This window comes from Streptosporangium sp. NPDC049046, from assembly GCF_040649155.1.
GTDB lineage: Bacteria > Actinomycetota > Actinomycetes > Streptosporangiales > Streptosporangiaceae > Streptosporangium.
On the sequence record NZ_JBEZEZ010000047.1, the window covers coordinates 1 to 26,933 of the forward strand.

The following is a 26,933-nucleotide window of genomic DNA, read 5'->3' on the forward strand; positions in this document are numbered from 1 at the left end:
CGCCCAACGACTCCGCCAGGAAACCCTCACCACCCCCGGCCCCAACCAACTCGTCCCCGAACTGGAAAGACTCACCGCCCACCACCGCGACACGGCGGGCTGAGGCCGGGCGCGGGCGATCAGACGACGTGGACCTCGGGCACGTACAGGATCCACCTGCCGCCCGCCTCACGGAAGGCGCGCTCCTTGGCCATGATCTCCTCGGCGTGGTTCCAGGCGAACAGCAGCGCGTAGTCGGGGTACGGCTCGGCGAACGCCGAGGGCTCGCGGACCGGGATGTGCGATCCGGGGGTGAGTCTGCCCTGCTTGGCGACGGTGGTGTCGCAGACGAACGGGACCAGCTCCGGGCCGATGCCGCAGTAGTTGGTCACCGTCGCGCTCTTGGCGGTCGCCCCGTAGCCCACGACCCGCTTGCCGTCGTCGCGCAGGTCGCGCAGCAGGGCGACGAGGTCGTCGCGGATCCGCTCGACGTTGCGCGCGAAGCCCTTCAGCGTGGGCATGGCCGCGAGGTTGCGCTTGTTCTCGTCCGCCAGCAGCTCGGCCACCGCGGCCGTCGGCGTCCTGGTGCCCGCGTGGGCCAGCGTGTAGCGGACCTCGCCGCCGTGCACCGGGAGCCTCTCGACGTCGACGAGCTCCAGGTCGAAGCGGGCGGCCATCGCCTGGACCGCGCGGACGGTGAAGAAGTAGAAGTGCTCGTCGTAGATCTGGTCGAAGGACGTGCGCTCGACGATCTCGGAGAAGTAGGGGTCCTCGAACACGAAGACGCCGGTCGGGGCGAGCAGCGCGGTCACCCCGCGCAGGATCGACTCGATGTAGGGGATGTGGCACAGGGTGTTGGCGGCGTAGATGACGTCCGCCCTGCCGTCGACGGCGAGGATGTCCTTCGCCGTCGTCTCCTCGAAGAAGTCCTTGCGGACGCGGATACCCTTGGCGTGCGCCATCTCCGCCACCCCTCCGGACGGCTCCACCCCGAGGTGCCTCACCCCGGCGTCGGCGATCGCCTTCAGCATCACCCCGTCGTTGCAGCCGAGTTCGACCACGAACGGGTCCTCGCCGGTCAGCTCGGTGGCGAGCAGCCGCCTGGCCAGCTTCTCGAAGTGCGCGCGCATGACGGCCGACCCCGAGGACACGTACGGGTAGTCCTCGTGGAACATGCGGTCGCGGGGGATCTCCTCCATGAGCTGAACCATCGTGCACGCCTCGCATATCCCGACGGCGAGCCGCACGAAGAATTCGTCCGCGAAATCGCCTGGGCGGACGAACGCGTCGGAGAGCGGCTGGCGCCCGAAGTCGAAGAATTCAGCGAGGGATCCGGCGCAGACACGGCACCGCGACGTGGCAGACATACTTTGCTCCTCGATTCTGGATGGCACGGGGTGAATCAGCTGTAAATCGCAGCGCGGCCCGCCGCCTGCGTGCGAAACAAAGAGGCGCGGCAGCGTTTTATCAGGGCACGGGGACGCGGCCGGCGGCCACTTTCCTCGCTTTTCATGTTCATATCGTTATCCGCCGGGCCCTCTCGCGGATCGCGTCGACGAGCTCGGCCTGGGCGAGGGCCGGCTTCGTGTGCTCGGCCTGCCCGTCGCCCTCCCGCACGGATCGCGCGAAGGACTCCAGGATGTTGACGAACTGGCGGTCGGCGGCGAGCGTCCGCTCCTGCACGAGGTCCTGCCGCTCGATCCGCACGACGGGGCGCATCGAGTCAGGAGGGGTGTAGGCGCGGTCCAGCAGGATCGACCCCTCCGAGCCCCACAGCGCGTACGAGCTGCGGTAGGAGTGCTCGAACCCGAACCTGATCTGCGCGGTGACGCCCCCGGGCGAGCACAGCAGCGCGCTTCCCTCGACGTCCACCCCGCTGGCGGCGTCGTAGCGCAGGAACGCGCCGCAGACCTCGAGGTCGTCGCCGAGGAAGAGCCGCGCGGCGCGGATCGGGTAGACGCCGACCTCGAACAGGGCGCCGCCGCCGAGTTCTGGCCGGTAGCGGAAGTCGCGGGGGTCGCGCGGGGGGATGCCGAAGTCGCCGGTGAAGGAGCGCAGCCGCCCGATCGTCCCGTCGTCGAGCAGCCGGCCCACCTCCTCGTGCTGGGAGTGGTGCGGGAAGACGAGGTTCTCCACGAGGAGCAGGTCGCGCTCCTCGGCGAGGGTGAGCAGCCTCTCGGCCTCGGCACGGCTGGTGGCCAGCGGTTTCTCGGCCAGCACGTGCTTGCCCGCCCGCAGCGCGCGGTCGACCCACTCGGCGCGCAGCCCGGTGGGCAGCGGGATGTAGACCGCCTCCACGTCGGGGCGCTCCAGGAGGTTTCCGTACCCGGTCACCGCGTCGCAGCCGAAGCGCCGGGCGAAGGTCTCGGCCTTGGCCGCGTCGCGGCTCGCGACCGCGACCGGCAGCACGGCCGGGGCCTCCGCCATCGCCGGGAGCGTGCGCCGCCAGGCGATGTCCGCGCAGGAGAGCACGCCCATGCGCACGGGTGAGGTCGTCGTCAACGCTCTCCTCCCCAGAGTCCCTGCAGGCAGGCGACGAGCGTTCTGGCCTGGACGTTGAGGTAGTAGCTGTGCCGCAGCAGCCCGGACAGCTGGCCGACGGTGACCCAGGTGTAGTCCTCGGGCACCTCGACGGGGAAGTCGTCGTCGGCCTCGATCACCAGGTATCTGATCACCGCGCCCATGAAGCGCCCGCCCTCCTCCGACAGCAGCGACTCGAAGCGGATCCGGGAGCGGTCGGCGTTCAGCACGTAGTCCATGAAGTACGGGCGCCGGTCGGCGGGCACCCCCTCGTAGCTCTCGGGCGCGCACTGCAGGGTGGCGGCCAGCTCGACCATGTCCGGCAGGCCGCCCTCCATCCTGGCGTGGACCAGCACGTGCAGCACGCCGTGGATCCGCTTGACGACGAAGGCGACCACACCCTGGCCCACCGGCACGAACAGCGGCTGGCTCCACGAGCCGACCTCCCTGCCGGCCCCGCTCACCGCGACCGCGGCGACCGTGAAGTACTTTCCCTCCTCGTGGGCGATCTCGTCGCGGGACCGCTTCCAGCGGGTGACCTGCTCCAGGTTCACGCACCAGCGGTCGACGAGCTTGCTGCTTCTCGCCGCGGTGAACCAGCTCAGCAGGCTGGAGGTGGTGTGCAGGGCGGCCCCGCCGCTCACCACCGAGCGGCGCAGCGCTCCTACGAAATCCTCGCAGTCCTCGCCGCTGCCGCCACCGTCGGCGAGGATCGCGCCGTCGAAGGGAACGCACGCGAGCACGGTCCTGGAGTCCATGTTGACGAGGTTGTCGACACGCAGCAGTTCCTGCAGCTGGCCGATGGTGAGCCAGCGAAAGCCGTCGCGGACCTCGATGTCCTCGGTCACCTCGACGACCATGTTGCGGTTGCGTTTGCACCAGAACCAGGAGCCGTGCTCGGACTGGAGCACGTCGACGAGCACGCTGCCGGGCCGGGGCCGGGTGAAGTACTCCAGGTAGGGCACGCCCGCGCCGCGGTGCACGCCCACGTAGTTGCTGTGCGTGGCCTGCACCGTGGGCGACAGCTGCACGGAGTTGACGTTCCCCGGCTCCATCTTGGCCTGCATGAGGAAGTGGACGACGCCGTCGATCTCCTTGGCGAGGATGCCGAGGATGCCGATCTCGGACTGGTTGATGATCGGCTGCGACCAGCCCTCCGCCGGGTCCGAGCGGGTGCTGACCCGCAGCCCCTCCACCGAGAAGAACCGTCCGCTGCGGTGGACCAGGTTGCCGCTGCCCGGCGTGAAGCTCCAGCCGTCGAGGTCGGCGAAGGGGATCCTGGTGACCTCGGCGCGCTCCGTGCGGTGGCGTTCGGCGAACCACTCCCTGAACTCGGCGAGCGGCAGGACGGCGCTGTCCCTGGCCATGGACGATTTAGTGAGGCGGGCTCTGAATTCGTTATTCTCCCGGCGCAGAGAATGTGATATCTGGGGGAGGCTGGTCATATTCCGACCCTCCGGTCTTTGGATCGCACGGCCTTCGCCGGAGAGTAATTATATAAATCTCGTTAGTCCATTGCATTCGTTCTTCCGGAGGGCTTCCAAGGCGCCGAGAATCACTTGACCGCCGGGTTCTCGAAAAATAGCGTTTGTCCCGCTGGCGAGACGGGACGGGGCGGAACGACCCCTCGTCCGAGGGAGGGTGGAGGCTCGATGAGTTCTTCGGTGAACGGCGGCGAGGACCTCGCGGTCGGCAGGGTCGAGCCATGCCGCCTCGTCGAGCTTCCGGAGATCGTCGACCCTCGGGGCAGCCTGTGCGTGGTCGAGTCCGGCAAGGAGATCGACTTCGACGTCAAGCGGGCCTACTACATGTTCGACATGCCGCCGGGCACCCGGCGCGGCGGGCACGGCCACCGCCGCCTGCGGCAGCTGATCATAGCCGTGCACGGCCGCTTCGAGGTGAAGGTGGACGACGGCTTCAACCGGCGCACGTTCGTGCTCGACCACCCCCGGCTGGGGCTCTACATGACCCCGATGGTCTGGCGGGACATGGTCGACTTCGCACCGGGGACGGTCGGTCTGTGGCTGGTCTCCGAGCCCTACGACGAGGGCGACTACTACCGCGACTACGACGAGTTCCTGCGAGACGCGCGGAGCGGGGCGTGAAGGTCCCCTTCCTCGACCTGCGGGCCCCGTACGAGGAGTTGCGGGACGACCTCGACGCGGCGCTCCAGCGGGTACTGAGCTCGGGCTGGTATCTCATGGGTCCCGAGGTGGAGGCGTTCGAGGCGGAGTTCGCGGCCTACTGTGGCAACGCGCACTGCGTGGCGGTGGGCAGCGGCTGCGACGCGCTGGAGCTGTCCCTGCGCGCGATGGGCGTGGGCCGGGGCGACGAGGTGATCGTCGCGTCCCACACGTTCATCGCGAGCTGGGTGGCGATCTCCAGGGTCGGCGCGCGACCGGTGCCGGTGGAGCCGGACGAGCGCACCTGCACCCTGGACCCCGCGCGGATCGAGGAGGCGGTCACCCCCCGCACCAAGGTGATCATGCCGGTGCACCTGTACGGCCACCCCGCCGACCTGGGGGCCGTCGAGAAGATCGCGGCCAGGCACGGCCTGCGCGTCCTGGAGGACGCGGCACAGGCCCACGGCGCCCGCGAGCACGGCCGCCGGGTGGGGTCGGGCTCCGCCGCCGCGTTCAGCTTCTATCCCGGCAAGAACCTCGGCGCCCTCGGCGACGGCGGCGCCGTCGTGACGGGGGACGCGGAGCTGGCGGCGCGGGTGCGGCTGCTGCGCAACGTCGGGGCCCGCGAGAAGTACCGGCACGAGGTCGTGGCCGCCAACTCCCGGCTGGACGAGATGCAGGCCGCCACGCTGCGGGTCAAGCTGGCGTCGCTGGACGAGTGGAACGACCGCCGCCGTGCCGTGGCCGCGCGCTACCTGGACGAGCTCAAGGGCGTGGGCGACCTGCTGCTGCCCGTGCCGGCCCCGTGGGCCGAGCCGGTCTGGCACCTGTTCGTGGTGCGCACCGCCCGCCGGCGGGAGCTTCAGGAGCGGCTCGCCGCCGCCGGGATCGGCACGCTCGTGCACTACCCGATCGCGGTGCACCGCTCCCCCGCCTACGCCCGCGAGGGGTACGCGCCCGGATCGCTGCCGCTGGCCGAGCGGCTCGCCGACGAGGTGCTGAGCCTGCCGATCGGCCCGCACCTCGACGACCGGGCGGTGGACGCGGTCGTCGCCGCGACCCGCGCGGCCTGCCTCTGAGCGGAGGCGCCCGGCACCGGTCGCGCCCCGAGCCCGCGGCGCGAGCGATACTCCCCTGGCCCGCCATGAGCCTGCGCCATGAAGCCGCGGCCGATCGTCAGACGGTCCGAGACCGGCATCCTCGCCAAGGAGCCTGTGCCGTACCGCGACCATGGCCGCGCCGGCCCCTCACGGACCGGCGCCGCCCGGCCGCCGGTCAGCTGGAACCGCTGTCGGGCTGCTCCAGCCACCAGGGGTTGGCCCGCGCCCAGTCGATCGTCCTGGCCAGGCCGTCCCGCAGGGTGGTGGTGCTGCGCCACCCGAGCACGGCGAGCGCCTTGGAGGTGTCGGGAACGCGCCGCGACAGGTCCTGGTAGGCGTCGCCGAAGCCGTCGCGCGGGTCGACGGGGACCGCCTCGTCCCCGCCCGTCAGCTCGACCACGAGCTCGATCACCGCGCGGATGGTCGTCTCGACGGAACTGCCGATGTTGAAGCACTCCCCCAGCGCCGCGGCGGCGGTGCCCGCCTCGATCGTGGCCTCGATCGCGTCGTCGACGAAGGTGAAGCAGCGCGTCTGCCCGCCGCCGTCGTACAGGATCGGCGGCAGGCCGCGCAGGGCGCGGTGGACGCTGCGGCTGACCACGAAGCCCGGCCGCTGGCCGGGCCCGTAGACGTTGAAGTAGCGCACGATGGTGGCGTCGAGCCCGCGCTGGCGCATGTAGGCGAACGTCAGGTGCTCGGCCAGCGCCTTGCTCGAGGAGTAACTCCACCTGTCGGTGGCGGTGCTGCCGAGGACGCGGTCGTCGTCCTCGGCCCACGGGACGGCCGGGTTCTTGCCGAACACCTCGCTGGTGCTGGCCAGGACGACCCGGGCACCGGCCTTCTCGGCGAGTTCCAGGACGTTCTTCGTCCCCGACAGGTTGATGTCGATGACGTCGAGCGGCCGGTCGATGTAGCGGTCGACGCCGACCACGGCGGCGAGGTGGTAGACGGTGTCCACGTCGCCGGTGATCGCGCCCGCGAGCGCCTCCGCGTCCCTGATGTCGCCGCCGACGTGGCGGGGGGCGCCGCCGTCGCGGCCGGGCGGGGGCGGCCCACCGTCGAAGACCGCGTCGAAGACCGTCACCTCGTCCCCGCGCCGGGAGAGCGCGTCGGCGAGATGACCGCCGAGGAAACCGAGACCGCCGGTGACCACCACGTTCGCCACGGCCCCTACCTCCCGATCCCGCGGTAGGCGAACCCGGCCTCGCGCAGCAGCTCTATGGTCTCGCGCGGATAGTAGGCGCGGCCGTCGACCACCGCGCACGAGGGGGCGACCCGCTCGCGGAGCGCGGCGAGGTCGATGTCCTCGAACTCCCGGTGCCAGGCGAGCACCGCCAGGCAGTCGGCTCCGCGCACGGCCTCCTCCAGCGAGGAGGCCCTCGGCAGCCCGAAGAGCTTCTCCGCCTCGTCGCCGTCGACCAGCGGGTCGTACAGGCTCACCTCCGCGCCCGCTTTGCGTAGTTCCTCGACGACCGGTCTGACCGGTGTCTCGCGCAGGTCGCCGGTGTTGTTCTTGAAGGCGAGCCCGAGGACCGCCACCTTCGCGCCCACCGGCGACCTGCCGAGCTTGGCCAGCTCCTGCACGATGAGGTCGCTGGTGTAGTGCGGCATGGAGTCGTTGACCTCGCGGGCGGCCGGGATGGTCAGCAGGTCGATGCCGCGCTGCCTGGCGGCTCGCCAGACCATCCAGGGGTCCTTGGTCAGGCAGGAGCCGCCCACTCCCACGCTCGGCAGCAGGATGTTGACGTTGCCGTTGCCCTTGGGGATCGAGTTCGCCGCGGAGATGATGTCGAGGACGTCGACCTCCAGCGCGGCGCAGAGCCGGGCGAGCTCGTTGGCCAGGGCGATGTTGTGGTCGATCCACCAGTTGTCGGCGAGCTTGACCATCTCGGCCGCCTCCAGGGAGGCCACCGGGATCACCTCCACCCCGACGGCCCGGCGCCAGAACGCCACCGCCGCCTGTGTGCTGTCGGCGCACCAGCCGCCGACGATGATGGGGAAGCTGAGCAGCTCGCGCAGCGCGGTCCCCTCGGAGAGGCGCTCCGGGCAGAAGGCGAGGCCGAAGTCCGCACCGCAGACCAGGCCACCGCGCTCCAGCAGCGGCAGGGCGAGCGAGCGGGTCACCCCCGGCGGGACGGTGCTCTTGAACACCAGGAGCTGACCCGGCCTGATGTGCCGGCCCAGTTCCTCGCAGGCGCCGCGCAGCTGGCTCTCCTTCATCACCCCGCGCTCACCGGTGGGGGTGCCGACCGCGACGATGACGACGTCCGCCTCGGAGACGCTCTCGTAGCTCGTGGTGACGCGCAGGCGGCCGGTGCCCGCGTGGCGGGCCACGAGCTCGGGCAGCCCGGTCTCGCTGAACCGGCAGTGCCCGGCGTTGAGCTCCTCGACGAGCACGGGGTCGGTGTCCACCCCGATCACGTTCACGCCGCGGTCGGCCAGGACGGCGGCGACGCACGAGCCGACGTATCCCAGGCCGAGGACCGCGGCAGTGATGTTCTCCCGATCAGGCAGGAAACGCATGTCATCTCCAATGGTCTCGGCTTTACCGGGTGAGGACACGGCGCAGGCGCCAGACGCCGAGGGCGAACAGGACGGCCGCGTAGCAGCTCAGGACACCGAACTGGGGCAGGATGTCGACGATGGTGCCGCCGTTCCTGACCAGCTCGGCGAAGGCCTCGTAGGCCCAGGCGTGCGGGGTCAGGTGGGCGACGACCTGCATCACGCCGCCGAACGACTCCAGGGGCAGCATGGAGCCGCCGAGCGCGGCGAGCCCCAGTCCGAGGATCATGGCGACGGAGATCGCCGCTCCCGGCGTCTTGAACGCCGATCCCAGGAGCATGGCGGCCCCGCTCCCGACCAGGGAGAAGACGACGACGAGCGCCGCCGCCGCCAGCGGGTCGCCCCAGTCGACCCCGAAGATCAGCGCGGAGCCGAGCATGATCAGCAGCGCCTGCGTCAGCGCGATGACCATCCGGCCGAGCGCCTCTCCGGCGACGATGGCGCGGGCCGAGATCGGGGTCGCGTACATCCGGCGCGCCACTCCGAGCAGCCGGGTCTCGACGAGCCCGATCGCGGCGGTCAGCGAGGTGAGGAAGGTGAACAGCAGCAGCAGCGGCGGAGCCGAGGCGGCGAAGGGGTTGAACCCCTCGGGGAACAGGCTCCGGCCCGTGGTGGTGACGCGCACCTGGACCTCGGCGACGCTCGCCTGCCCCGCCCTGCTCAGGCTCTCGTCGAAGCTTCCCGCCCCCTCCTGCTGCCCGAAGCGGGCGGCCCGCAGCAGGGCGGCCTGCTGGGGAACGACGGAGCGGACCCAGGTGCCGATCTCGGCCGCTCCCGGATCCTGCTGCCGGGTCAGGTAGCGCACCTCGACCTGGCCGCCCTCGCGGATCCGGGCGTCGTAGTCGGCCGGGACGACCACGCCGGCCCGCAGCTCGCCGCGCTCCACCGCGGTGCGCAGCGCGGACTCGTCCCCGATCCTTTCGACCGTGACGCGCTCGCCGGAGCCCAGCGCCCCGACCAGCTGCTGCGTCAGCGGTCCCGAACCGCTCACCACGCCCAGCCTCAGCTGCTGGTCGACGCCGAACATCTGCCCGAGCACGAAGACCATCAGGAACGGCGCGACGATCACGAAGAAGATGTTGGTGCGGTCGCTGAAGACCCGGCGGAGGTTGACCATCCCTATGGCGAGGGCCTTCACGCGTGCACCATCCTTCCGACACGGGACAGGGCGAGGGCGCCGCCCAGTACGGCGAAGCCGAGCAGTGCCGCGACCGGGACCGCCACGGCCTGCACCGACCCTCCGCCGGCCAGGTCGGCCAGCCCCTGCATGAACCACTTGTGCGGCGTGAGATAGCCGAGCGCGGTGAGCCCGCCGAGTTGCGCGCTGGGGAAGAACACCCCGCCGAGGATGCCCAGCACCATCGCCACCACCGACTGCCAGTTCGACGCCTGCTCGGCGGTACGGGCGAACGTGGCGAGCGCGGCCATCAGTCCGGTGGCGGCGAGCACGCCGGAGATCACCAGCGCGGCCACGCCGAGCGGATCGCCCCAGCGGGCACCGATGACGAGGGTGGTGACCACGACGAGGATCGTCATGCTCACGATGCCCACCAGGACGCCGCTGAGCAGCTTGCCCAGCACGATCGCCGGCCGGGAGATCGGGGCGGCCAGCATCCTGGTCAGCGTCCCCGCCCTGCGCTCGTCGAAGACGCTGGTGATGCTGAAGACGACGGCGAAGAAGAGGAAGAACATCGCCATGCCGGCGGCGTAGTAGGTGGTGACGTCCAGCTGCCGCCGTACGGCGGAGGCGTCCTCGCGCACCGACACCGGCACCGGGAGCGCGCCGGCCCGCTCCGCGAGCCGGGCGGCCCGCTCCGCGTCCGGCGCCGTCCCCGAGGGGGAGACCACGGCCACGGCCAGCTGGACCGAGCGCAGCCCGGTCGCGTAGGCCTGCCCGACCTCGCGGGCGACCTGGACCGCGACGGGCGCGGCGACACTTCCGATGATCTCCAGGGTGGCGGCGCGTCCCGCCCGCACGTCGGCGGAGAAGCCGGCGGGGATGACGAAGGTGGCCTCCACCTCGCCGCGCTGCGTCAGCGCCCGTCCCTCCTCGGCCGTCGCCACCGGCCGCAGGGTCACGATGCCCGAGTCGCGCATCGGCTCAAGGACCTGCTGGACGAACCCGCCGCCGGCGGCGCGGTCGGCGTCGGCCACCGCGTAGCGGGCCGTGAAGCCGCCGCCCGTGCCGCCCAGGACCGCGTTGAGGATGAACGCCATGCCCAGCGGCAGCACGATCGCGAAAACGATCAGGGTACTGTCCTTCGCCCGCTGGCGCAGGTCCTTCAGCAGGATGATGATCATTCCACGCACCGTAGGCCCCGTCCCACTCAGTCCCGAAGCGCCTTACCGGTGAGGTGCAGGAAGACCGCCTCCAGGTTGGGTTCGCGCACCTCCGCGGACCGGATCGCCGCGTCCTGACCGGCCACGGCCTCGAAGAGCCGGGGCAGGATCGCCCTCGCCCCCTCGACGAGCAGTTCGATGTGCGGGCCCTCGCCGCTCACCTTGCGGACCCGCGGCAGCTCGGCGAGCGCGCGCCTCACCCGGTCCAGGTCGCCGTCCACCTGCAGGATCACCTGGTCGTTCTCCCCCACCATGTCCACCAGCTCGCGGCGGGTGCCCTCGGCCTTCATCTGGCCCTCGTCGACGATGCCGACCCGGTCGCAGAGCCGCTCGGCCTCCTCCATGTAGTGGGTGGTGTAGAGCACGGCCACCCCCTCCCCCGCCAGGCGCCGCACGCTCTCCAGGATGGAGTTGCGGCTCTGCGGGTCGACTCCGGCGGTCGGCTCGTCCAGGATCAGCAGGCGTGGCCGGTTCAGCAGCCCGATCCCGATGTTGAGGCGGCGGGCCATGCCTCCCGAGTAGGCGGAGACCGCCTCGTCGGCGCGGTCGGCCAGCCCGATCGTCTCAAGCACCTCGCCCACCTTGCTCCTGCCCTGGCGTCCTCGCAGGCCGTACAGCTGCCCGAAGAACCAGAGGTTCTGACGTGCCGTGAGATCCTGGTAAAGCGCGAGCTCCTGTGGCACGTAACCGATCAGCGCTTTCGTCTTCGTGTTCCGCGCGTCGTGCGGCTGCCCGTCGACGAGAACCGTGCCCTCGTCGCGCTCGACAACTCCGACAATCATCGAAATCGTCGTCGTCTTTCCCGCCCCATTCGGACCGAGCAGGCCGTAGACCTCGCCCTCCGCAATGGAAAAACCGACTCCGTCGACCGCGACCATCTGGCCATAACGTTTACGCAGTCCTTCGCACGCCAGAATGATGTCGCTCATGGGGCCCAATTGAACACGGCCCCTTCTCGAGGCACAAGGCGAGAGAAAATCGGAAAGGATCGCGGCGCGTTTTGCCGTCTCATCGGCGGTCGCGCGGCCCGTCACGGAGTGTGGTGCCCCGCCTCGGGGAGGGCACCCGGCGCCCGGCCGCGAGATCCGCGTCCACCGGGTGTGCCGGTGACCGCGAACGCGGGGGGAGGCACGAGACCGCCCCCCGCGAACACGGAGGAATCAGCAGGTGCTGTTGCTGATGGTGCTACTGGGGAGATCGGCGTACTCGGGTGCGACGTCGATCTCCTGCAGCTCAAGAATGTTGGACAGGTCCATTAAGACACCTCCTTCGAGGGCTCGAAAGTCAGACCGGCCGTGTGGCGGCCCCGGGCCGGCCGGGTCTTCCTCTCTGACACACCGCCGCCCTCGCCGGCTTCGGAGGGTGAACCGCGCGCATTCCACGGATTTCACGGAGTCTGCACCGTGACACCTGCACCGAAAAACGATGACGAGCGAAAGCGCCATAAAGGCGTTAATCCCGGCCGTTCCGCTGACGAAACATAGTTATGGAACCCCGGAATGCGCAACGGCCTGTCCTAAAACGGCCATCCCCGGCGTTTCCATAAGTCGGAAACGACGACGGTCCCGAGACTTTAGCCATGACATTATATTTTCATGCGCCACGCCGATACAAACAGCAGCGAGGATCGGATAATCACACCACAGGAACTGCGTGAAGTGTTTTCCCGGATGGCGGAGAGCCGGTATCGGGAAGTCCTGGTGGTGCTCTCCGACGATCCGCTGGGGCGCTTCCTGTCCGGCCGGGTGGGAGAGCTGCTCGTCGAGGGGAATTGCCCGGTGTCCGTCGTGCGCGCCGGGGGCGGCGAGGAGAGCGAACCTCTCGCGGCCCCTTCCTTCGATCCCCGGCACGCCCGGACCAGGACGCTGCCTTCGGTCCCACTGTCGGCGGTGATCGCCGACCGGCGGGTGGCGCTGCTGAGCCTGCGGCCCCCACCGGGAGAGGTGGCGCCCGTGACCCTGGTGACGCGGGCCGGTCACCTCTCCACGCTGCTGGCCATCTTCGGCCATCTGTGGGGCACCGCGCACGTTCCACCACCCCAGGAGACCGGGGCCGGGCAACGGCGCGGCGCCGTGCTGAGCCTCCTGGCCGAGGGACTGACCGATGGCGGCATCGCGGCCCGGCTGGGGGTCGCGGAGCGGACGGTCAGACGCGAGGTGAACGGGCTGATGCGCTCGGCGGGCGCGACCAGCAGGTTTCAGCTGGCGTTGCGGGCTCAGGAACTCGGCTGGCTGCCCCGTCCCGCCGGCGAGACAACGCCGGATAACGATTCCGCATTTCACGGGCGCGCCGCTTTCTCATAGCCGCGGATAGCGAAACGTTGACGACCTGGGAACGCCAAACCTAGTGTCCAGATATCGACGAGCTCAGGACGGTTCGATCCCCACGGGACCATCGGGTCCGGAAACCATCGCCGCCGAAAGAATTCAAGGTGACACAGTCGTGCTCATTCCCCATGTCGAGACTCAGCGGACGGCGCTCACCATCGCCGACCCGTCGGACGGGGTCGCCCTCTACGAGCTCCTTCTCGGCCTGGGACTGCACAGCATGCCGCCGCTCAAGGTATTCGTTGACCAGCTGAAAAAGCAGGACATCTCCGCGATTTTCGCGATCAGGCTGCGGCACAGCGGGGAGACCGTCGGATTCGGGACCCTGCACGAGATGGACCCGGCCGGACACATCCAGGTCGGTATATTCACCGACACCGACAAGGCCAGATACGGCCTCGGCGGCGAGGCGATGATGCTTCTGGTGAATTACGCGTTCGCCACCTGGGAAGACATAAGAAAAGTATATTTCGTCACCACGGACGCCAGTATCGACCGGATCGGCTGGGTCGGTGACCTCATTCCCAAGGAGGCGACCCTCCCCAAGCACATGTTCTTCCGGGGATGCCTCTGGGACGTGCATTTCTACGCCATTTATCGGCATATGTGGGAAAAGCAGGGCGCGGATGTTCTCACCCGGCTGGTCCGGGGGCCGGAGGCCGAGCGCCCGAGGGGCATCAGGGCGCTCATCCACCACCTCAGGTGGCTCGTCACCAGGCCGAAGCCCGCCCCGAGCCCGAAGGAGTACGCGCGGTGACCGACACACCGGCCGACCGCCGGCCCCCCGAGTTCGGCGGCGAGCGCCTGCTCGTGATCGGTACCGGCGCCATCGCCGCGATGTACCTGCCGTTCTGGCTCAACTGGCTGATCACGGCGTACCGGGACCTTGAGGTGCAGGTCGTCCTCACCCCGAGCGCGGAGCGCTTCGTGAGCGGGGAGGCGTTGAGCGTGCTCGTCCGCCGGGAGGTCGTGCGGGACCGGTGGCCCGAGGAGGCGCGGTCGGACGCCCTGCACGTGCGGCTCACCGAGTGGAGCGACAGCGTGATCGTCTATCCGGCGTGCGTGAACTTCATCTCCAGGCTCGCGCTCGGGCTCGCCGACACCCCCGCGCTGCTGTCCCTGCAGTGCACCTCCGCCCCCATCGCGGTGGCGCCCTCGCTGCCCCCCGGGGCGATGGACAACCCGACGCTGCGGGGGCATCTGCGGACCCTCTCCGAACGGCGCAACGTCGTGGTGGCGCCGGTACGGGCGACGAGGAGCCTCAGCACCGGACGCCAGGACGCGGCGGGCGCGCCCCCGCTGTCGACGATGATCGGCCTTCTGGAACGACTGCGCGGGTCCCTCTCCGCCGACGGCGAGAGCGACACGGACGGCGGAAGCAACGGGGACCGCGAGAGCAGAGCGGACGGCAGGAGCAACGGGGACCGCGAGCGCGACAGTGGCGGCGGGGACGGCGCGGGAGCGACGAGCACGGGCGAGGAGCACCACGCGTGCAGGACATGATGCAGATCTACACCCTGGCCGACCCCCTCTTCTTCGAGGAGCCCACCCGCTGGTCGGGCGGGGTGGGCTTCATCCGGGACCACGCGTTCACCGTGTCGGGCACGGCCGTTCCCGAGGGGTGGGTGCGCAAGGAGCGCGGGGTCTGGGTGTCCCTGCGCCCACAGGGCCAGACCACCGCCGAGCAGGGCTGGAAGGTCCACCTGTCCGCGACGCTGGAGAACGCCGACCGGCTCTGCTCCGCCGCCTGGGACTACTGCGTCGAGCGCGGCATCCCCTTCAAGCACCTGCGCGACCGCAACATGCTGCTCGTCTTCAACGCCAAGTACTCGCCGCGCGGCTCCAGCGGAAAGCTGGTCACCGTCTACCCGCGCGACGAGGAGGAGTTGCGGGCCGTGCTGACGGACCTGTCGGTGGAACTGAAGGGCGAGCAGGGTCCGTACATTCTCAGCGACCTGCGCTGGGGCGACGGTCCGCTGTACGTCCGCTACGGCGGTTTCACCGAGATGACGTGCGTGGACGAGCACGGCGAGACCGTCTTCGCGGTCCGTCACCCCGACGGCACCCTGCTGCCCGACCGGCGCAGGCCGTTCTTCGACCCGCCCAAATGGGTGGAACTGCCCGGCTTCCTCCAGCCACACCTGGACTCCCGTCGCGACGGTGCGGGCGCCGAGCTCCCCTACCTGGTGCGCCGGGCCCTGCACTTCTCCAACGCCGGGGGCGTCTACCTCGCCACCCGCCGCACCGACGACAGCCAGGTCGTGCTCAAGGAGGCCCGCCCGCACGCGGCGGTGGACGCCAACCATCACGACGCGACGACGAGGATGGAACGCGAGAGCTGGGCCCTCACCGCGCTGCGCGGCATCCCCGGGGTCCCCGCCCTGTACGACGAGCTCGACGTGGCGGGGCACCGCTTCCTGGTCGAGGAGTACGTCGAGGGGCAGCCGCTGAACGTGTGGTGCGGCACCGCCCATCCCTGGGTGGTCATGGCCGAGCCGTCGGCCGAGGACATCGAGTCCTACACCCGCAGGGCCGTGCGCATCACCGACCGCGTCGAGGCGCTGATCGCCGAGATACACGCCCGCGGGGTGGTCTTCGGCGACCTGCACCTGGGCAACGTCATCGTCCGGCCCGACGAGACGGTGGCCCTAGTCGATTTCGAACTGGCGTTCGATGCTGCGGACACCGACTGGCGGCCGGGACTGGCCGCGACCGGTTTCGCCGGCCGGAACACGAACGGTGTGGCCCGCGACCTGTACGCCCTCGCCGCGTTGCGCCTCACCGTGTTCCTGCCGTTCAGCAAGATCACCGCGCTGCGGCCCGACCGGGTCCACCGGCTCGTCCGCACGATGTGCGACAACTTCCCGGTTCCCGCCGGCTGGGCCGAGACGATCCTCTCCCACCTCGCTCCTTCGCGAGGACTCCCGGACTCCCCCGCCACCGAACCGGTCGAGGTGGAGGTGGGGCCCGCCGGTCCTGACGCCCCCGCCGTGGACTGGCGGGCGGTGCGCGAGTCCCTGGCCAGGGGAATCCTGAGTTCCGCGACCCCCGAGCGCGAGGACCGCCTGTTCCCCGGCGACGTGCACCAGTTCGTGTCCGGCGGGCTCGGGTTCGCCTACGGCGCCGCCGGGGTGCTGTGGGCCCTGGAGGTGACCGGCCACGGCAGGCATCCGGAGCACGAGAGGTGGCTGCTCGACGCCGTGCGGCGCGACAGACCGCGCCGCCCCGGCTTCTACGACGGGACCGCCGGCATCGCCTACACCCTCGACCACCTGGGATACCCGCAGGAGGCGGCCGAGCTGCTCGACCGGCACCCGGTGCCCGATCGCGCGAACATCTCGATGTTCTCCGGGTACGCCGGCATCGGGGCGGCGCTGGCGCACCTCTCGGGCACCCAGGGCAGGCCGGAGCATCTCACCGCGGCGCTCGCCGTCGCCGACCGGCTGGCCGACGCGGTGGAACGCGGAGACCCCGGCACGGCACGCGGCCCGGGGCTCCCGGCCCCCACCCGGCCCCTGGAGGCCGGCCTCATGCGGGGCTGGTGCGGAGTGGCCCTCTTCCTCGTCCGGCTGTTCGAGCGGACCGGCGACCCCGCCCTCCTCGACCACGCCGTCCGAGCCGTCGGGCTGGACCTCGACCGGTGCGTGACGACCGCGGACGGCTGGCTCGTGGTCGAGGAGGCGGGGGTGCGCACGATGCCCTACCTCGACGTCGGCAGCGCGGGCATCGCCCTCGTCGCCGCCGAACTCCTCGCCCACCGCGAGGACGACCGGGTGCGCGCGAGCCTTCCCGGCCTGCTGCGCGCCTGCCGGACGCGCGTCTCGCTGCAGGCCGACCTCTTCCGCGGCATGGCCGGGCAGGTGGCCGTACTCTCCCGGCTCGCGAACGGCACACCCGACGGCGGGACGGACGACATGACGGGCGACGCGGCGGAGGACCGGCGGCTGCGGGACCTGTGCGAGCACGCCGTCTCCTTCCAGGGGCACCTCGCGTTCACCGGCACCAGGGGCTTCCGGATCTCCATGGACCTGGCGACGGGTGGCGCGGGCGTCCTGCTCGCCATGTCGCAGGCCACCGGGAGCACCGGGGGCACTGGGAGCACCGGGGGCACTGGGAGCACCGGGGGCACTGCCCCCTTCCTGCCGTTCTTCTCCCCTCGCGGGGGGCGGTGAGGTGGACGACGGCGCGGCGGTGTCCGTGAGGGGACTGCGCAAGGAGTACGGGAAGATCGAGGCCGTCAGGGGCGTCGACTTCGACGTCGCCCCCGGCGAGGTGTTCGGCCTGCTGGGTCCCAACGGGGCCGGCAAGAGCACGACGATCAACATGTTGTGCACGCTGATCCGGCCCAGCGGGGGCAGCGCGACCGTCGGCGGGCACGACATCGTGCGGCGGCGCGACGAGGTGAGGCGCGACATCGGCCTGGTCTTCCAGGAACCGACCGTCGACGGATACCTCACCGGTGCGCAGAACCTGAGCTTCCACGCCGAGCTGTACGGCCTGCCGAAGAACGCCATCGACGACCGGATCAGACGGGTCCTGGACATCGTCGGCCTGTGGAAGCGCCGCGACGACCGGGTGCACACCTACTCCGGCGGCATGCGACGGCGCCTGGAGATCGCCCGCGGCCTGCTGCACTCCCCCCGGGTGCTCTTCCTCGACGAGCCGACGGTCGGGCTCGACCCGCAGACCCGCGCGGCCATCTGGGGATACATCACCGAACTCCGCGACCTGGAGAAGATCACGATCTTCATGACGACGCACTACCTGGAGGAGGCCGAGCACTGCGACCGCATCGCGATCATCGATCACGGTTCCGTCGTGGCACTGGACACCCCGGAAGCGCTCAAGGCCGCGGTGGGCAGGGACAGGATCCGCATCCAGACCGGCGACGACCCGGCCGCCACCGTCATGCTGCGGGAACGCCTCTCGGTGGAGGCCGTGGCACGCGACGGGGGACTCACCTTCTCCGTCCCCAGCGGCGAGGAGTTCGTCCCGCGCCTGTTCGCCGAGCTGGGCGTCCCCATCCTCTCCGTGCAGATGACCCGCCCCTCCCTGGACGACGTCTTCCTCTCCTACACCGGCTCGACCATCCGCGACGCGGAGGACACCGACGGCACCGACGCGGAGGACAGCGCGGAGATCGGGAGAACCGGCGGCCCCGGACAGGTCGGCGCGAAGGTCTCCGCGGAGACCGGGAACGACACGAACGGCGAAGCCGAGCACACCGTGAGCGCGAAGACCCCCTCTGAAATCGGGGACGACGCGAACGCCGAAACCGAGCACACCGTGGACGCGAAGACCCCTTCCGAGAGCGGGGACGACGCGAACGCCGAAGCCGGGCACACCGTGGGCGGGAAGGCCCACGACGAGGAGGTGCCGGCCCATGGTCGCGGCTGAGACGGCCACGCACCGCGTCCCGCTGCGCGGCGCCGCCCACAACCTGCGCGCGGTGAAGGTGGTGCTCCGCAGGGAGCTGATCCGCTTCGCCACCGACGGCAAGCGGGTCACGGCGATGCTCTTCCAGGCATTCATGTGGATCTTCATCATCGGCACGGGATTCGGGTCCCTGATGCCGGGGGTTCCCGACGGCGTGGACCTGAAGACCTTCATGTTCCCCGGCGTGATCTCGATGACGGTGATCCTGACGGCGATGTTCTCCGCCTCGTCGATCGTCTGGGACCGCGAGTTCGGCTTCCTGCGGGAGATGCTCGTGGCCCCGGTGAGCCGTACCGCGATCGTGGTCGGCAAGATACTGGGCGGCGCACTGGTCGCGACGCTGCAGAGCCTGGTGATCGTGGCCATGGCGGGACTGGTCGGCGTACCCTACGACCCGGTCCTCATCGTCTCGCTGGTCGGGGTGATGTTCCTGACCGCCTTCACCATGTCGGCCTTCGGCGTGCTGGTCGCCGCGCGGATGACGAGCATGGAGTCGTTCCAGGGGATCGCCCAGATGGCGATCATGCCGCTCATGTATCTGTCGGGGGCTCTGTTCCCGCTCACCAACCTGCCCGGGTGGATGAGCACCGTGACGCTGCTGAACCCTCTGACGTACGCGGTCGACCCCGCGCGCCAGGTCGTCTTCGCCCACCTGTCCGTCCCGCCCGAGGTGATGGCCGTGTACGGTCCCGGGGTGTCCTGGTCGGGATGGACCGTCCCGGTGGCGCTCGAACTCCTGCTGGTCGGCGGCGCGGGCCTGCTCATGCTCGCCCTCGCCGTCGCCCGCTTCCACCGGACCGGCTGAAACCCGCCGGCCACCTCCACCGGACCGGCTGAACCCGTCAGCCGGTTTCACCGGACCGGCTGAAAACCAGCTGAAAGGTTGTCACCCGCTCCCACCGAAACGCAGGAAAACCGGGGCCCGCGACCCGCGCCCCCGGTGGCGGCCGGGTCAGACGGACTGCGCGTCGACCGTGCCGAGCAGTTCCCCGAGCCGGTCCTGCTGCTCGGGGGTGAGCACGGAGAACAGCTCCTCGGCCACCCGCCTGCGCGCCTCACGCACCTGTTCGTACCGCTTCCTGCCCTCGCCGGTGACCGTGAGCAGGGTGGAGCGGCGGTTTGCGGGATCGACCTCGCGGCGGACCAGCCCGGCCTCCTCCAGCGCGTCGACCACCGGGGTCACCGAGCGGGGCACGATCCGCAGTCTCTCGGCGAGCTGCACCATCTTCAGCGGCGGCTCGGAGTCGACGATGACCCGAAGCGCCCGCGCCTGACCGGGGCTCAGGCCGAGCGGCCCGAGCCGCTCACCGTACCCCTGCCGCAGCCGACGGCCGACGCCGTGCACCAGGTCGGCCAGTTCCGTCTCCACAGCGCCGAACCTATCCCAGTGCCATAGGGAATGAATGTGAGTTAACCTCTGTTTGAGACTACATCAGAAAGGAGTTCCGTGGAGGAACAAACCAAAAGTGCCATACGGCACGAAACACCCGAGGTGAACGACGAACCTCGCGCCCCCCTACGACGCGTCATCGGTCTGTTCCGCCCCTACCGGGGCCGCCTCGCCATCGTGGGCATCCTCATCGGACTGTCCTCCCTCGTCTCGCTCGCCTCCCCGTTCATGCTCCGCGCGGTGCTCGACGACGCGATCCCGCACGGCAGGACCGGCCTGCTCACGCTGCTCGCGCTCGGCATGGTCGCGGTCGCCGTCGTCACCAGCGTGCTCGACGTCGTCCAGACGCTGATCTCCACCGGGGTCGGCCAGCGCGTCATGCACGACCTGCGCACCAGCGTCTACGGCCACCTGCAGCGCATGTCCATGGCCTTCTTCACCCGCACCAGGACCGGCGAGGTGCAGTCGCGCATCGCCGGCGACATCGGCGGCATGCAGCTGGTGGTCACCTCCACCGCGGCCTCGATGGTCTCCAATCTCACCACCGTGGTGGCGACGATCATCGCGATGCTCGTGCTGGACTGGCGGCTCACCATCGTGTCGCTGCTGCTGCTCCCCGTCTTCGTCGCGATCAGCCGCAGGGTCGGCAGGGAGCGCAGGAAGATCACCTCTGAGCGGCAGCGGAAGATGGCCGCCATGTCGTCGATGGTCCAGGAGTCGCTCTCCATCAGCGGCATCCTGCTGGGCCGGACGATGGGCCGCGGCCCCGAGCTCGCCGGGCGGTTCTCCGCCGCCTCCGACGAGCTCGCCGACCTGGAGGTCCGCTCCAGCATGGCCGGGCGCTGGCGGCAGTCCACCATCCAGATCATCATGGCGGCGATGCCCGCGGTGATCTACTGGGCCACCGGGCTCACCTCGGTCGTCTCCATCGGCACCGTCGTCGCCTTCACCACGCTGCAGATGAACCTGTTCCGGCCCGCCGTGTCGCTGCTGCGGCTCGGCGTCGACGTGCAGAGCTCCCTCGCGTTGTTCGCCCGGATCTTCGAGTATCTGGACCTGCCGGTGGACATCCACCCCGGCACCCGCACGCCGGAGACCGTACGCGGCGAGATCCGCTTCGAGCACGTCGACTTCGCCTACGGCGACACCCCGACCCTCTCCGACATCGACCTCACCGTCCCCGCCGGCACCACCCTGGCCGTGGTCGGCGAGACCGGCTCCGGCAAGACCACGCTGAGCTATCTGCTGCCCCGCCTGTACGACGTGACCGGCGGCCGGGTCACGATCGACGGGGTGGACGTGCGCGACCTCACCTTCGAGGCGCTGGCCGAGACGGTCGGCGTGGTCTCGCAGGAGACCTACCTGTTCCACTCCTCCATCGCCGACAACCTCAGGTTCGCCAACCCCTCCGCCACCGACGAGGAGATCGTCGCCGCCGCGCGGGCCGCGCGGATCCACGACCACATCGCCGCACTGCCCGACGGGTACGACACCGTGGTCGGCGAGCGCGGCTACCGCTTCTCCGGCGGCGAGAAGCAGCGCCTCGCCATCGCCAGGACCCTGCTGCGCGACCCACCCGTGCTCATCCTCGACGAGGCCACCAGCTCCCTCGACACCCAGACCGAACGCGCCGTCCAGGAAGCCCTGGACACCCTGTCGCGGGGCCGGACCACCATCACGATCGCCCACCGCCTGTCGACGATCCGCGACGCCGACCAGATCGTGGTCCTCGACCACGGCCGCGTCGTCGAACGCGGCACCCACGACGAACTCCTCGCCGCGGACGGCCCCTACGCCGCCCTCGTCAACCGCGACCGCTCCCTCACCTCCGCCTGACCCGAGCCGTGTTCGCCCCCGGAGCCCGCCAGGCCGGTCGTTCCCGCCTCGGTCACCACACCCGTTTCCGGCCTCGCGTGATCGGTCGAAGCCATCGGCCCCCAGCGGAAATCTTGCGACCAAAAAATGATCCGGTTGCCCCGGAATGACCGGCCGTAAAGGGCGACACACCATAACGAACATGCCGACAAGGGGCATTGTCGCTGGTAAGCAAGGGATATAGTCTGCCGCGTGTGGTGGAACGAGACGACTACGCGGCCATCCGTGACCGCATCACGGCTCTCGCCCGCGACCACGGTCTGCGGTGCGACTGGGCCGAGACGACCAGAAGGCAACGCTTCCTGCTGCTGTGGGACGTCGCAGGCCGCGTCGTGGCCCGTGCGATCGTCCCGCTGTATCCGGGCGAGACACCTCACGTTGTGGAAAATCTCGAACGAGGGCTCGCGTTCCTGTTCGGTGATGACTGGCTGGAGGACTGATGGGCGCCCAGGACAGCGTTGACGTTCATGTCACCAAGACCGGCGCGCTGTGGCTCGCGACCGTACAGGGCGTGGCGGGCGGCATGTCCGCACGGTCCCTGAAAGAGCTGCACGGCGACATCGCAGAAGGGTTTCCCTTCCTCTTCGCCGACCGCGACCAACCACCCGCCCCGGTGTTCCACTACACCCTGCCCGGTCTCACCGAAGACGACCTGAACGACTTCGCCGAGCTCCAGCGACGGGCCGCCGCGATCGCCGACGACTACACCAGGACGGCCAGGGCCCGTGTCGACCAGCTGGCCGGGCTCGGCCTGTCGGACCCCGACATCGGGGAGCTGCTCGGACTGAGCAAGCAGCGGATCCAGCAGATCCGCACGAGCAGGAACGAAGACCGCCAGACCGCCTGATGCCCCTTCCCTGCTCGTGACCAGGCAGCCGAAAGGTCACGCCTTGGCGGACGGGATCCGGTCGAGGGTGATTCCGAAGTGGTCGCGGTAGGCGGGGAGGAGTTCGGTCTCGTCCAGGTCACGTTCTGTGCGCTCGCCGTCCACGGTGTCGATCAGCTTGCGGTCGCGGAGCGTGATCCGGCCCTCGGCCGTGCGCATCGAGCAGACCGGCGCCTTGGTGAAGTGCGACTTCGGAGAGGTCTGCTGCCACCAGCACATCGGGACGAAGTCCGCCAGCTCGTAGGGCCGTACGGTCAGCCGGTAACCCGGGTCGCCATTGTGTGTGACGTCGAGGTCGCCGTGGTCGCCGGGGGCGAGCCCGACCAGGAACGCGCCACCGCCGTTCTTCTGCTCCGCGCGCCCGTCGAGCCGCAGCGGCTCGTCGGAGAAGTCGCCGAACCCGACGTCGACCAGCCACGGCTCGTCGAGATCGACGCGCAGCGCGAGGTGGTCGAAGAGCGGCCCCGGCACACCACCACCGCCGAAGACACGGGCGGCGAGCAGCGTCACGCGGTAGCCGAGCGCGGTCAGCAACTCGGCGAGCAATCCGTTCAGCTCGTAACAGAAGCCACCGCGACGGCGGATGACGATCTTGTCGTACAGAGCGTCAAGGTCGAGCGAGATCGGCTCACCGAGATGAATGCTCAGGTTCTCGAACGGCACCGCCCTGAGGTGTGCGAGCTGCAGGGTCCGCAGGCCCTGGACATCCGGCTCCGCGGGGCGGTTCGTGCCCAACCTGTCCAGGTAACGAGTGATCCGCGATTCGTCCATGGGGCAAGCAAACCACGCCGATACCCGCCAGATGCGCCACCGACGAACACCTGTCCCGGCGGACGGAGAACCGCTACCGGGCGAAAGAAGCCGTTACTTCGCGGGAAAGGATGCGCGCCCCGCGATATACGTCATCACTTATCCGACACTGGCATGACACCCCACCATGAAGTAGCGTTCCGAACATGAGCGACATTGGCGCCACCAAAAGAGTAATCCTGTCGTGCTCCGCGATTGTTTTCGTGTCGGCCTGCGCCGGGCAGGCGGGAGAGGGCGGCGGCCCTCGCGTGGCAGCAGATCAATGGCGAGATTTTCCATACGCACGCGATCCACGTCCAATAATCATCATTGATGATCTTCCCAAACGTTCGGGGAACGCCAAGCCGGTAACGCGCTTCACTTTACGGACGCAACTGTCCGACGAGCCGCCCAAAAAACAGGAGATCTCCCTCCACGAAGGCAGGGCAAGCCTTGCTCAGATATCGGCCGCAGATGCTTTCGACAGTCTATCCGAGCGGCTTCGGTCGTTACCCGGCGAGACCACGACCGTCGTCGGGGCGCGTCTAAATCAGTTGGAGTGGATGACGGACAGGGGCTCGCTGTCCCTTCCCTCGTGGAGCTTCTATACGGAAAGCGGAGAGTCGGTAAGCTGGCCGGCAGTTACCCCTGACGCATTTTGGCGCCTAGGTCAGACAAGGAGGTCGGCGGCGATCGGCAGCGTTTCCCTGGACGCGTCGAAAACCTCGCTTTCCTTTAAAGTTACCGTCGCTCCGAGTTCCTGCGATGGATCAACGGGCGACGATCCTTTCGAAGCCAGCCAACTCCAGTCCGCCGTGGTGATCCTTACCGGTGAATCAAATACCGCGCAGCCCGAATGCGATCGGCCGGCCTTCGCCATACTGAAGAGCGGAACCATACGAATAGATCGCCCCCTGGAGGGAAGGGTCGTCGTCGATCAGCAAGGTAACCCCGTAGCGGTTGAAACGTCGTGAGATCACCGCGGCCGAAGGGATTTCCCCGGTCGCGGTGATCCAAAGTAATCAGTAGGTTCGCATTTGTATCGGAAAGTCTGCCAGCGCGGTGTATATATCCTGGAGTATCAGGCCGGTGCCACCCCCGCCTGATCCAGATGTCACGCCGACCGGGTGAACCTGCCCGGCCGTGTCCGGGTAGAAAACCGGCCCTCCGCTGTCACCACCGCGCGACCCCTGTCCGTAGAGCTGATTGGTACGGAACAGGTCGTAGTAGCACTCGTAGTTACCGTACGCGTCGTTACCGCAGTAGGCGTAATCGCCGCTGGTCACCACCTGGTAGTTACAGACCGCACCGCTCGTCTGCCCGGACTGGCAGAGCCATTGTCCTTCGTACACGTGGTCCCAACTTACGATGCGCTTCGTGAACTCACCCGAGGTGTTCCACCCTCCCACCACTCCGCCGTCCCACATGTGCCTTCCCACACCGTTCTGGGCATGAATCAGCGCCAAATCGTGGTCGGCTCTTTCGAGGAGCGTTTGGCCGATGTAAACGGAGCCGTTGCCGTTTCGCCAGTTCGTATACATGCCGGTGCAGTGCCCCGCGGTCAGCAGGTACTGGAAACTGGGATTGCTTGTCGCCGTCACCGGCCATCCCGCGGTGCAGGCCGGGCCGTCGTCACTGACAATGCGCATTCCTCCGTAGAACGGCGCGGTGTCGTTCATGCGCCCGGCGGGAACTCCTCGCTTAGCGATCTTGATTTCAATGGGCACGGAAGAGTCGAGCGATCCGTATGTCTTACTGAGATCCGTCTTGGCCTGTGAGGCCTCGGTCTCGACGTAAACCCCACTGCCGTCGGACTCTACGCCGACAGCATGGAGTGGCCCGCTGGGGTTGTCGGCCAGCTCTTTCCTTATCGCCACTGCGGTTTCCCTGAGCTCCTCCCGTGAGAATCGAGCCGAACCCACCTTCACCTGAGCGTTCAGACGCGCCTCGGCAAGAACCGGCTCCACCTGAGCGGGAACATCTCCCCTCCACCAGACCTGAACGAAGTCGTCTTCCAGCTTGATCCCGGCGAACCCCAGGTCTTTCGTGCTGGAAAGCACAGCGTCCATGATCGGTTTAGCTGCCCGCCGAAGTGGTTCCTGCGCGTCCATTCTTTTCTTTGTCTCGGGCGAGAGGTAGCTGAAAGGCTCCTTCTCGACCTGCTCGCCAGGTTTTGGCGGATCGTCCGACGAGAGCGCCTGCGCCGAGGTAGCCGTATTGTTGAACGCGAGCGCGAGGACGAGCAGCAGCATCGAAAGTTTGGGTAATCGCACCGGAAACCTCGTTTCATGGGGATCTGAATGCCGATTCGATCACACTTCACAGAGATGATCAACAGATTGACACCATCGTTTCCTGCGATACCCTAGATGACTTTTTTATTTGGTCTCAAAAAACGGCCACATGTCGCGACGACGTCGAGAAGGTTGCGAAATCATGAATTCTTTCTCAAGTCTTGGATCTGATCGTCCCGGGAAGTCTGGTCTCAAAATCAAATCCGGTCACCGTGAAGCTCGGCATCGGGGTCTCACACGTCGTCGTCGGCGAGCGAGCCTGGCAGGCTGGCACTTTCACGGACGTGGCGCAGGGCCGTGGTGGCACTGACGGCGAAGCCGGCGACCAAATGTCGTCTGCCAGGGCAAGATCAAGCATCGCGTGGTTACGACATGTGAGCAGGCCCCTCAGGACGGGAGTCATTCCACGCGTAGGAAGCGGCACTTACTCGGCCGCGAAGCGACAGGCGGCGACGCGTGGCCGATCGAGTGGTCCTCGCGGCGATCGTGGCGTCTTCCCAGGAAGGCTCGTCGGCCATGCGGGTGGCGAACTCGATGCGCCAGCGGGTCTTCATCCGCTTGGACCTCGGGGCGGTGAGATATGCCTCGCAGCGGCAGGCGAAACCGGTCACCAGCCGGGTCCCACGCAGTCGAACATCAGGCCCTGCTCTCACACCCACTCGACCAGGGCGCGGTTCGCCTGGCGTCCGTGGTTGACGTAGGTCAGCATCGCATTACCGGCCCGCCGACAGCGTGCCCAGAGAGACCCGGCCGTTGCCCTCGACCGACTTCTCGGCGACGACACCGACCTCGACGTCCATCACGCCGACCATATCGACCACGTGTAGACGAAAGAAAGTGGGGTCGAAACCGGCGTCCCGCACGTCGAGCCGACTGTACAACTCCTCCATGAGCTCGTCCCGGACAGCGAACATGGCGCAGAACGGCGTGACCGCCCAAATGCCTGTGCAGTGCCGTTGTCTCGACCGAGGAGCCCTTAAGGATCTCCCCCCATACCTCCACGCGACTCTGGTTGTTCGTCTGCTGCTCCCGAGCGGCATCACTATGCCGTATCGAGCGGTGCCGGGTCGATGTCCCGCGCGTAAAGGCACCTCCCCGGTCGAGCCTTCCAGGCCTGAACGCGGGCCGCGCCACAGCTCCTGCCCTCCGGCCGATAGGTTCTCCTCCATGCCGGATCGCGACGTCTCCCCGTTGCGCGTGTCGTATTTCGTCCTCAACCGGAAGATGGGCCGACGCATCCCCGAGTGGGGAAGACCCAAAGGCTAAACGTCACGAACGTGGTCGTATCACTCCCCAGATCATCGACACCTTC

25 protein-coding genes are annotated in these 26,933 nt (G+C 68.9%); 12 read left to right on the plus strand and 13 right to left on the minus strand.

The window, feature by feature from the left end:
• Window positions 1–119: 119 nt before the first annotated feature.
• The 3 genes from AB0B96_RS38035 to AB0B96_RS38045 form a co-directional block, all read right to left on the minus strand.
• Window positions 120–1,346 (minus strand): class I SAM-dependent methyltransferase, encoded by a 1,227-nt coding sequence (locus tag AB0B96_RS38035; protein WP_350946102.1) that lies wholly within the window; start codon window positions 1,344–1,346, stop codon window positions 120–122.
• 148 nt (window positions 1,347–1,494) lie between these two features.
• Window positions 1,495–2,481 (minus strand): Gfo/Idh/MocA family oxidoreductase, encoded by a 987-nt coding sequence (locus tag AB0B96_RS38040; protein WP_362906804.1) that lies wholly within the window; start codon window positions 2,479–2,481, stop codon window positions 1,495–1,497.
• Window positions 2,478–3,866 carry an NDP-hexose 2,3-dehydratase family protein gene (locus AB0B96_RS38045; protein ID WP_362906806.1) on the minus strand — a complete coding sequence of 463 codons (1,389 nt, stop codon included), beginning with the start codon at window positions 3,864–3,866 and terminating at the stop codon, window positions 2,478–2,480. The genes AB0B96_RS38040 and AB0B96_RS38045 overlap by 4 nt, the downstream gene beginning before the upstream one ends.
• Before the next feature lie 285 nt (window positions 3,867–4,151).
• Here AB0B96_RS38045 and AB0B96_RS38050 point away from each other — a divergent pair, with 285 nt between their 5' ends.
• The gene (locus AB0B96_RS38050; protein ID WP_350946099.1) at window positions 4,152–4,604 is read left to right on the plus strand and encodes an FdtA/QdtA family cupin domain-containing protein; all 453 of its coding nucleotides are present in this window, start codon (window positions 4,152–4,154) and stop codon (window positions 4,602–4,604) included.
• Window positions 4,601–5,701 carry a DegT/DnrJ/EryC1/StrS family aminotransferase gene (locus AB0B96_RS38055; RefSeq protein ID WP_362906808.1) on the plus strand — a complete coding sequence of 367 codons (1,101 nt, stop codon included), beginning with the start codon at window positions 4,601–4,603 and terminating at the stop codon, window positions 5,699–5,701. The genes AB0B96_RS38050 and AB0B96_RS38055 overlap by 4 nt, the downstream gene beginning before the upstream one ends.
• Before the next feature lie 196 nt (window positions 5,702–5,897).
• Here AB0B96_RS38055 and AB0B96_RS38060 read toward each other — a convergent pair whose 3' ends face one another.
• From AB0B96_RS38060 to AB0B96_RS38085, 6 genes are all read right to left on the minus strand, one after another.
• Entirely contained in the window at window positions 5,898–6,887 is a 990-nt protein-coding gene (locus AB0B96_RS38060) for an NAD-dependent epimerase/dehydratase family protein (RefSeq protein WP_362906810.1), read from the minus strand.
• A 5-nt stretch (window positions 6,888–6,892) separates the two neighbouring features.
• Window positions 6,893–8,245, minus strand: a complete 1,353-nt coding sequence (locus AB0B96_RS38065; protein WP_362906812.1) for a nucleotide sugar dehydrogenase — start codon at window positions 8,243–8,245, stop codon at window positions 6,893–6,895.
• Between the two features lie 22 nt (window positions 8,246–8,267).
• Window positions 8,268–9,422, minus strand: coding sequence for an ABC transporter permease (locus AB0B96_RS38070; RefSeq protein ID WP_362906814.1), 1,155 nt, complete (start codon window positions 9,420–9,422; stop codon window positions 8,268–8,270).
• On the minus strand, window positions 9,419–10,585 hold the full coding sequence (locus AB0B96_RS38075; protein ID WP_362906816.1) for an ABC transporter permease: 1,167 nt from the start codon (window positions 10,583–10,585) through the stop codon (window positions 9,419–9,421). The genes AB0B96_RS38070 and AB0B96_RS38075 overlap by 4 nt, the downstream gene beginning before the upstream one ends.
• Window positions 10,586–10,611: 26 nt before the next feature.
• Window positions 10,612–11,553, minus strand: a complete 942-nt coding sequence (locus tag AB0B96_RS38080) for an ABC transporter ATP-binding protein (RefSeq protein WP_362906818.1) — start codon at window positions 11,551–11,553, stop codon at window positions 10,612–10,614.
• Between the two features lie 231 nt (window positions 11,554–11,784).
• Window positions 11,785–11,880 carry a class III lanthipeptide gene (locus AB0B96_RS38085; RefSeq protein ID WP_350946092.1) on the minus strand — a complete coding sequence of 32 codons (96 nt, stop codon included), beginning with the start codon at window positions 11,878–11,880 and terminating at the stop codon, window positions 11,785–11,787.
• A 414-nt stretch (window positions 11,881–12,294) separates the two neighbouring features.
• Here AB0B96_RS38085 and AB0B96_RS38090 point away from each other — a divergent pair, with 414 nt between their 5' ends.
• The 6 genes from AB0B96_RS38090 (at window position 12,295) to AB0B96_RS38115 (ending at window position 19,192) form a co-directional block, all read left to right on the plus strand.
• The gene (locus AB0B96_RS38090) at window positions 12,295–12,927 is read left to right on the plus strand and encodes a LuxR C-terminal-related transcriptional regulator (RefSeq protein ID WP_362906820.1); all 633 of its coding nucleotides are present in this window, start codon (window positions 12,295–12,297) and stop codon (window positions 12,925–12,927) included.
• 139 nt (window positions 12,928–13,066) lie between these two features.
• Window positions 13,067–13,708 carry a GNAT family protein gene (locus AB0B96_RS38095; protein WP_362906822.1) on the plus strand — a complete coding sequence of 214 codons (642 nt, stop codon included), beginning with the start codon at window positions 13,067–13,069 and terminating at the stop codon, window positions 13,706–13,708.
• Window positions 13,705–14,454: a flavoprotein gene (locus AB0B96_RS38100; protein WP_362906824.1), complete on the plus strand. Its 750-nt coding sequence runs from the start codon at window positions 13,705–13,707 to the stop codon at window positions 14,452–14,454. The genes AB0B96_RS38095 and AB0B96_RS38100 overlap by 4 nt, the downstream gene beginning before the upstream one ends.
• Entirely contained in the window at window positions 14,451–17,123 is a 2,673-nt protein-coding gene (lanKC, locus tag AB0B96_RS38105) for a class III lanthionine synthetase LanKC (protein ID WP_362906879.1), read from the plus strand. The genes AB0B96_RS38100 and lanKC overlap by 4 nt, the downstream gene beginning before the upstream one ends.
• Before the next feature lies 1 nt (window position 17,124).
• Entirely contained in the window at window positions 17,125–18,348 is a 1,224-nt protein-coding gene (locus AB0B96_RS38110; protein WP_362906826.1) for an ATP-binding cassette domain-containing protein, read from the plus strand.
• Window positions 18,335–19,192 carry an ABC transporter permease gene (locus AB0B96_RS38115; protein ID WP_362906829.1) on the plus strand — a complete coding sequence of 286 codons (858 nt, stop codon included), beginning with the start codon at window positions 18,335–18,337 and terminating at the stop codon, window positions 19,190–19,192. The genes AB0B96_RS38110 and AB0B96_RS38115 overlap by 14 nt, the downstream gene beginning before the upstream one ends.
• A gap of 147 nt (window positions 19,193–19,339) precedes the next feature.
• On the opposite strand, the gene AB0B96_RS38120 is transcribed toward AB0B96_RS38115, so the two are convergent.
• On the minus strand, window positions 19,340–19,756 hold the full coding sequence (locus tag AB0B96_RS38120; protein ID WP_362906831.1) for a MarR family transcriptional regulator: 417 nt from the start codon (window positions 19,754–19,756) through the stop codon (window positions 19,340–19,342).
• Between the two features lie 123 nt (window positions 19,757–19,879).
• On the opposite strand from AB0B96_RS38120, the gene AB0B96_RS38125 reads away from it, so the two are divergent.
• The 3 genes from AB0B96_RS38125 (at window position 19,880) to AB0B96_RS38135 (ending at window position 22,499) form a co-directional block, all read left to right on the plus strand.
• Window positions 19,880–21,613 (plus strand): ABC transporter ATP-binding protein, encoded by a 1,734-nt coding sequence (locus tag AB0B96_RS38125; RefSeq protein ID WP_362906833.1) that lies wholly within the window; start codon window positions 19,880–19,882, stop codon window positions 21,611–21,613.
• 233 nt (window positions 21,614–21,846) lie between these two features.
• Entirely contained in the window at window positions 21,847–22,092 is a 246-nt protein-coding gene (locus tag AB0B96_RS38130) for a hypothetical protein (RefSeq protein WP_362906835.1), read from the plus strand.
• Entirely contained in the window at window positions 22,092–22,499 is a 408-nt protein-coding gene (locus tag AB0B96_RS38135) for a hypothetical protein (RefSeq protein ID WP_362906837.1), read from the plus strand. The genes AB0B96_RS38130 and AB0B96_RS38135 overlap by 1 nt, the downstream gene beginning before the upstream one ends.
• A gap of 36 nt (window positions 22,500–22,535) precedes the next feature.
• Here the strand turns inward: AB0B96_RS38135 and AB0B96_RS38140 are convergent, their stop codons facing one another.
• Window positions 22,536–23,309: an arylamine N-acetyltransferase gene (locus AB0B96_RS38140; protein ID WP_362906839.1), complete on the minus strand. Its 774-nt coding sequence runs from the start codon at window positions 23,307–23,309 to the stop codon at window positions 22,536–22,538.
• 185 nt (window positions 23,310–23,494) lie between these two features.
• On the opposite strand from AB0B96_RS38140, the gene AB0B96_RS38145 reads away from it, so the two are divergent.
• Window positions 23,495–24,301 (plus strand): hypothetical protein, encoded by an 807-nt coding sequence (locus tag AB0B96_RS38145; RefSeq protein ID WP_362906841.1) that lies wholly within the window; start codon window positions 23,495–23,497, stop codon window positions 24,299–24,301.
• A 48-nt stretch (window positions 24,302–24,349) separates the two neighbouring features.
• Here the strand turns inward: AB0B96_RS38145 and AB0B96_RS38150 are convergent, their stop codons facing one another.
• A complete protein-coding gene (locus tag AB0B96_RS38150) occupies window positions 24,350–25,579 on the minus strand; it encodes a hypothetical protein (protein WP_362906843.1) in 1,230 nt (409 codons plus the stop codon).
• A gap of 755 nt (window positions 25,580–26,334) precedes the next feature.
• On the minus strand, window positions 26,335–26,535 hold the full coding sequence (locus AB0B96_RS38155) for a hypothetical protein (protein WP_362906845.1): 201 nt from the start codon (window positions 26,533–26,535) through the stop codon (window positions 26,335–26,337).
• Between the last annotated feature and the right edge of the window lie 398 nt (window positions 26,536–26,933).

What these genes read in the sequence shown, in the direction of transcription:
- AB0B96_RS38035 (WP_350946102.1), bottom strand. Translation starts at nt 1,346, where the DNA reads ATGTCTGCCACGTCGCGGTGCCGTGTCTGCGCCGGATCCCTCGCTGAA.
- AB0B96_RS38045 (WP_362906806.1), bottom strand. Translation starts at nt 3,866, where the DNA reads ATGGCCAGGGACAGCGCCGTCCTGCCGCTCGCCGAGTTCAGGGAGTGG.
- AB0B96_RS38050 (WP_350946099.1), top strand. Translation starts at nt 4,152, where the DNA reads ATGAGTTCTTCGGTGAACGGCGGCGAGGACCTCGCGGTCGGCAGGGTC.
- AB0B96_RS38065 (WP_362906812.1), bottom strand. Translation starts at nt 8,245, where the DNA reads ATGCGTTTCCTGCCTGATCGGGAGAACATCACTGCCGCGGTCCTCGGC.
- AB0B96_RS38075 (WP_362906816.1), bottom strand. Translation starts at nt 10,585, where the DNA reads ATGATCATCATCCTGCTGAAGGACCTGCGCCAGCGGGCGAAGGACAGT.
- AB0B96_RS38080 (WP_362906818.1), bottom strand. Translation starts at nt 11,553, where the DNA reads ATGAGCGACATCATTCTGGCGTGCGAAGGACTGCGTAAACGTTATGGC.
- AB0B96_RS38085 (WP_350946092.1), bottom strand. Translation starts at nt 11,880, where the DNA reads ATGGACCTGTCCAACATTCTTGAGCTGCAGGAGATCGACGTCGCACCC.
- AB0B96_RS38090 (WP_362906820.1), top strand. Translation starts at nt 12,295, where the DNA reads ATGGCGGAGAGCCGGTATCGGGAAGTCCTGGTGGTGCTCTCCGACGAT.
- lanKC (WP_362906879.1), top strand. Translation starts at nt 14,451, where the DNA reads ATGATGCAGATCTACACCCTGGCCGACCCCCTCTTCTTCGAGGAGCCC.
- AB0B96_RS38115 (WP_362906829.1), top strand. Translation starts at nt 18,335, where the DNA reads ATGGTCGCGGCTGAGACGGCCACGCACCGCGTCCCGCTGCGCGGCGCC.
- AB0B96_RS38135 (WP_362906837.1), top strand. Translation starts at nt 22,092, where the DNA reads ATGGGCGCCCAGGACAGCGTTGACGTTCATGTCACCAAGACCGGCGCG.
- AB0B96_RS38140 (WP_362906839.1), bottom strand. Translation starts at nt 23,309, where the DNA reads ATGGACGAATCGCGGATCACTCGTTACCTGGACAGGTTGGGCACGAAC.
- AB0B96_RS38145 (WP_362906841.1), top strand. Translation starts at nt 23,495, where the DNA reads ATGAGCGACATTGGCGCCACCAAAAGAGTAATCCTGTCGTGCTCCGCG.
- AB0B96_RS38150 (WP_362906843.1), bottom strand. Translation starts at nt 25,579, where the DNA reads ATGCTGCTGCTCGTCCTCGCGCTCGCGTTCAACAATACGGCTACCTCG.
- AB0B96_RS38155 (WP_362906845.1), bottom strand. Translation starts at nt 26,535, where the DNA reads ATGTTCGCTGTCCGGGACGAGCTCATGGAGGAGTTGTACAGTCGGCTC.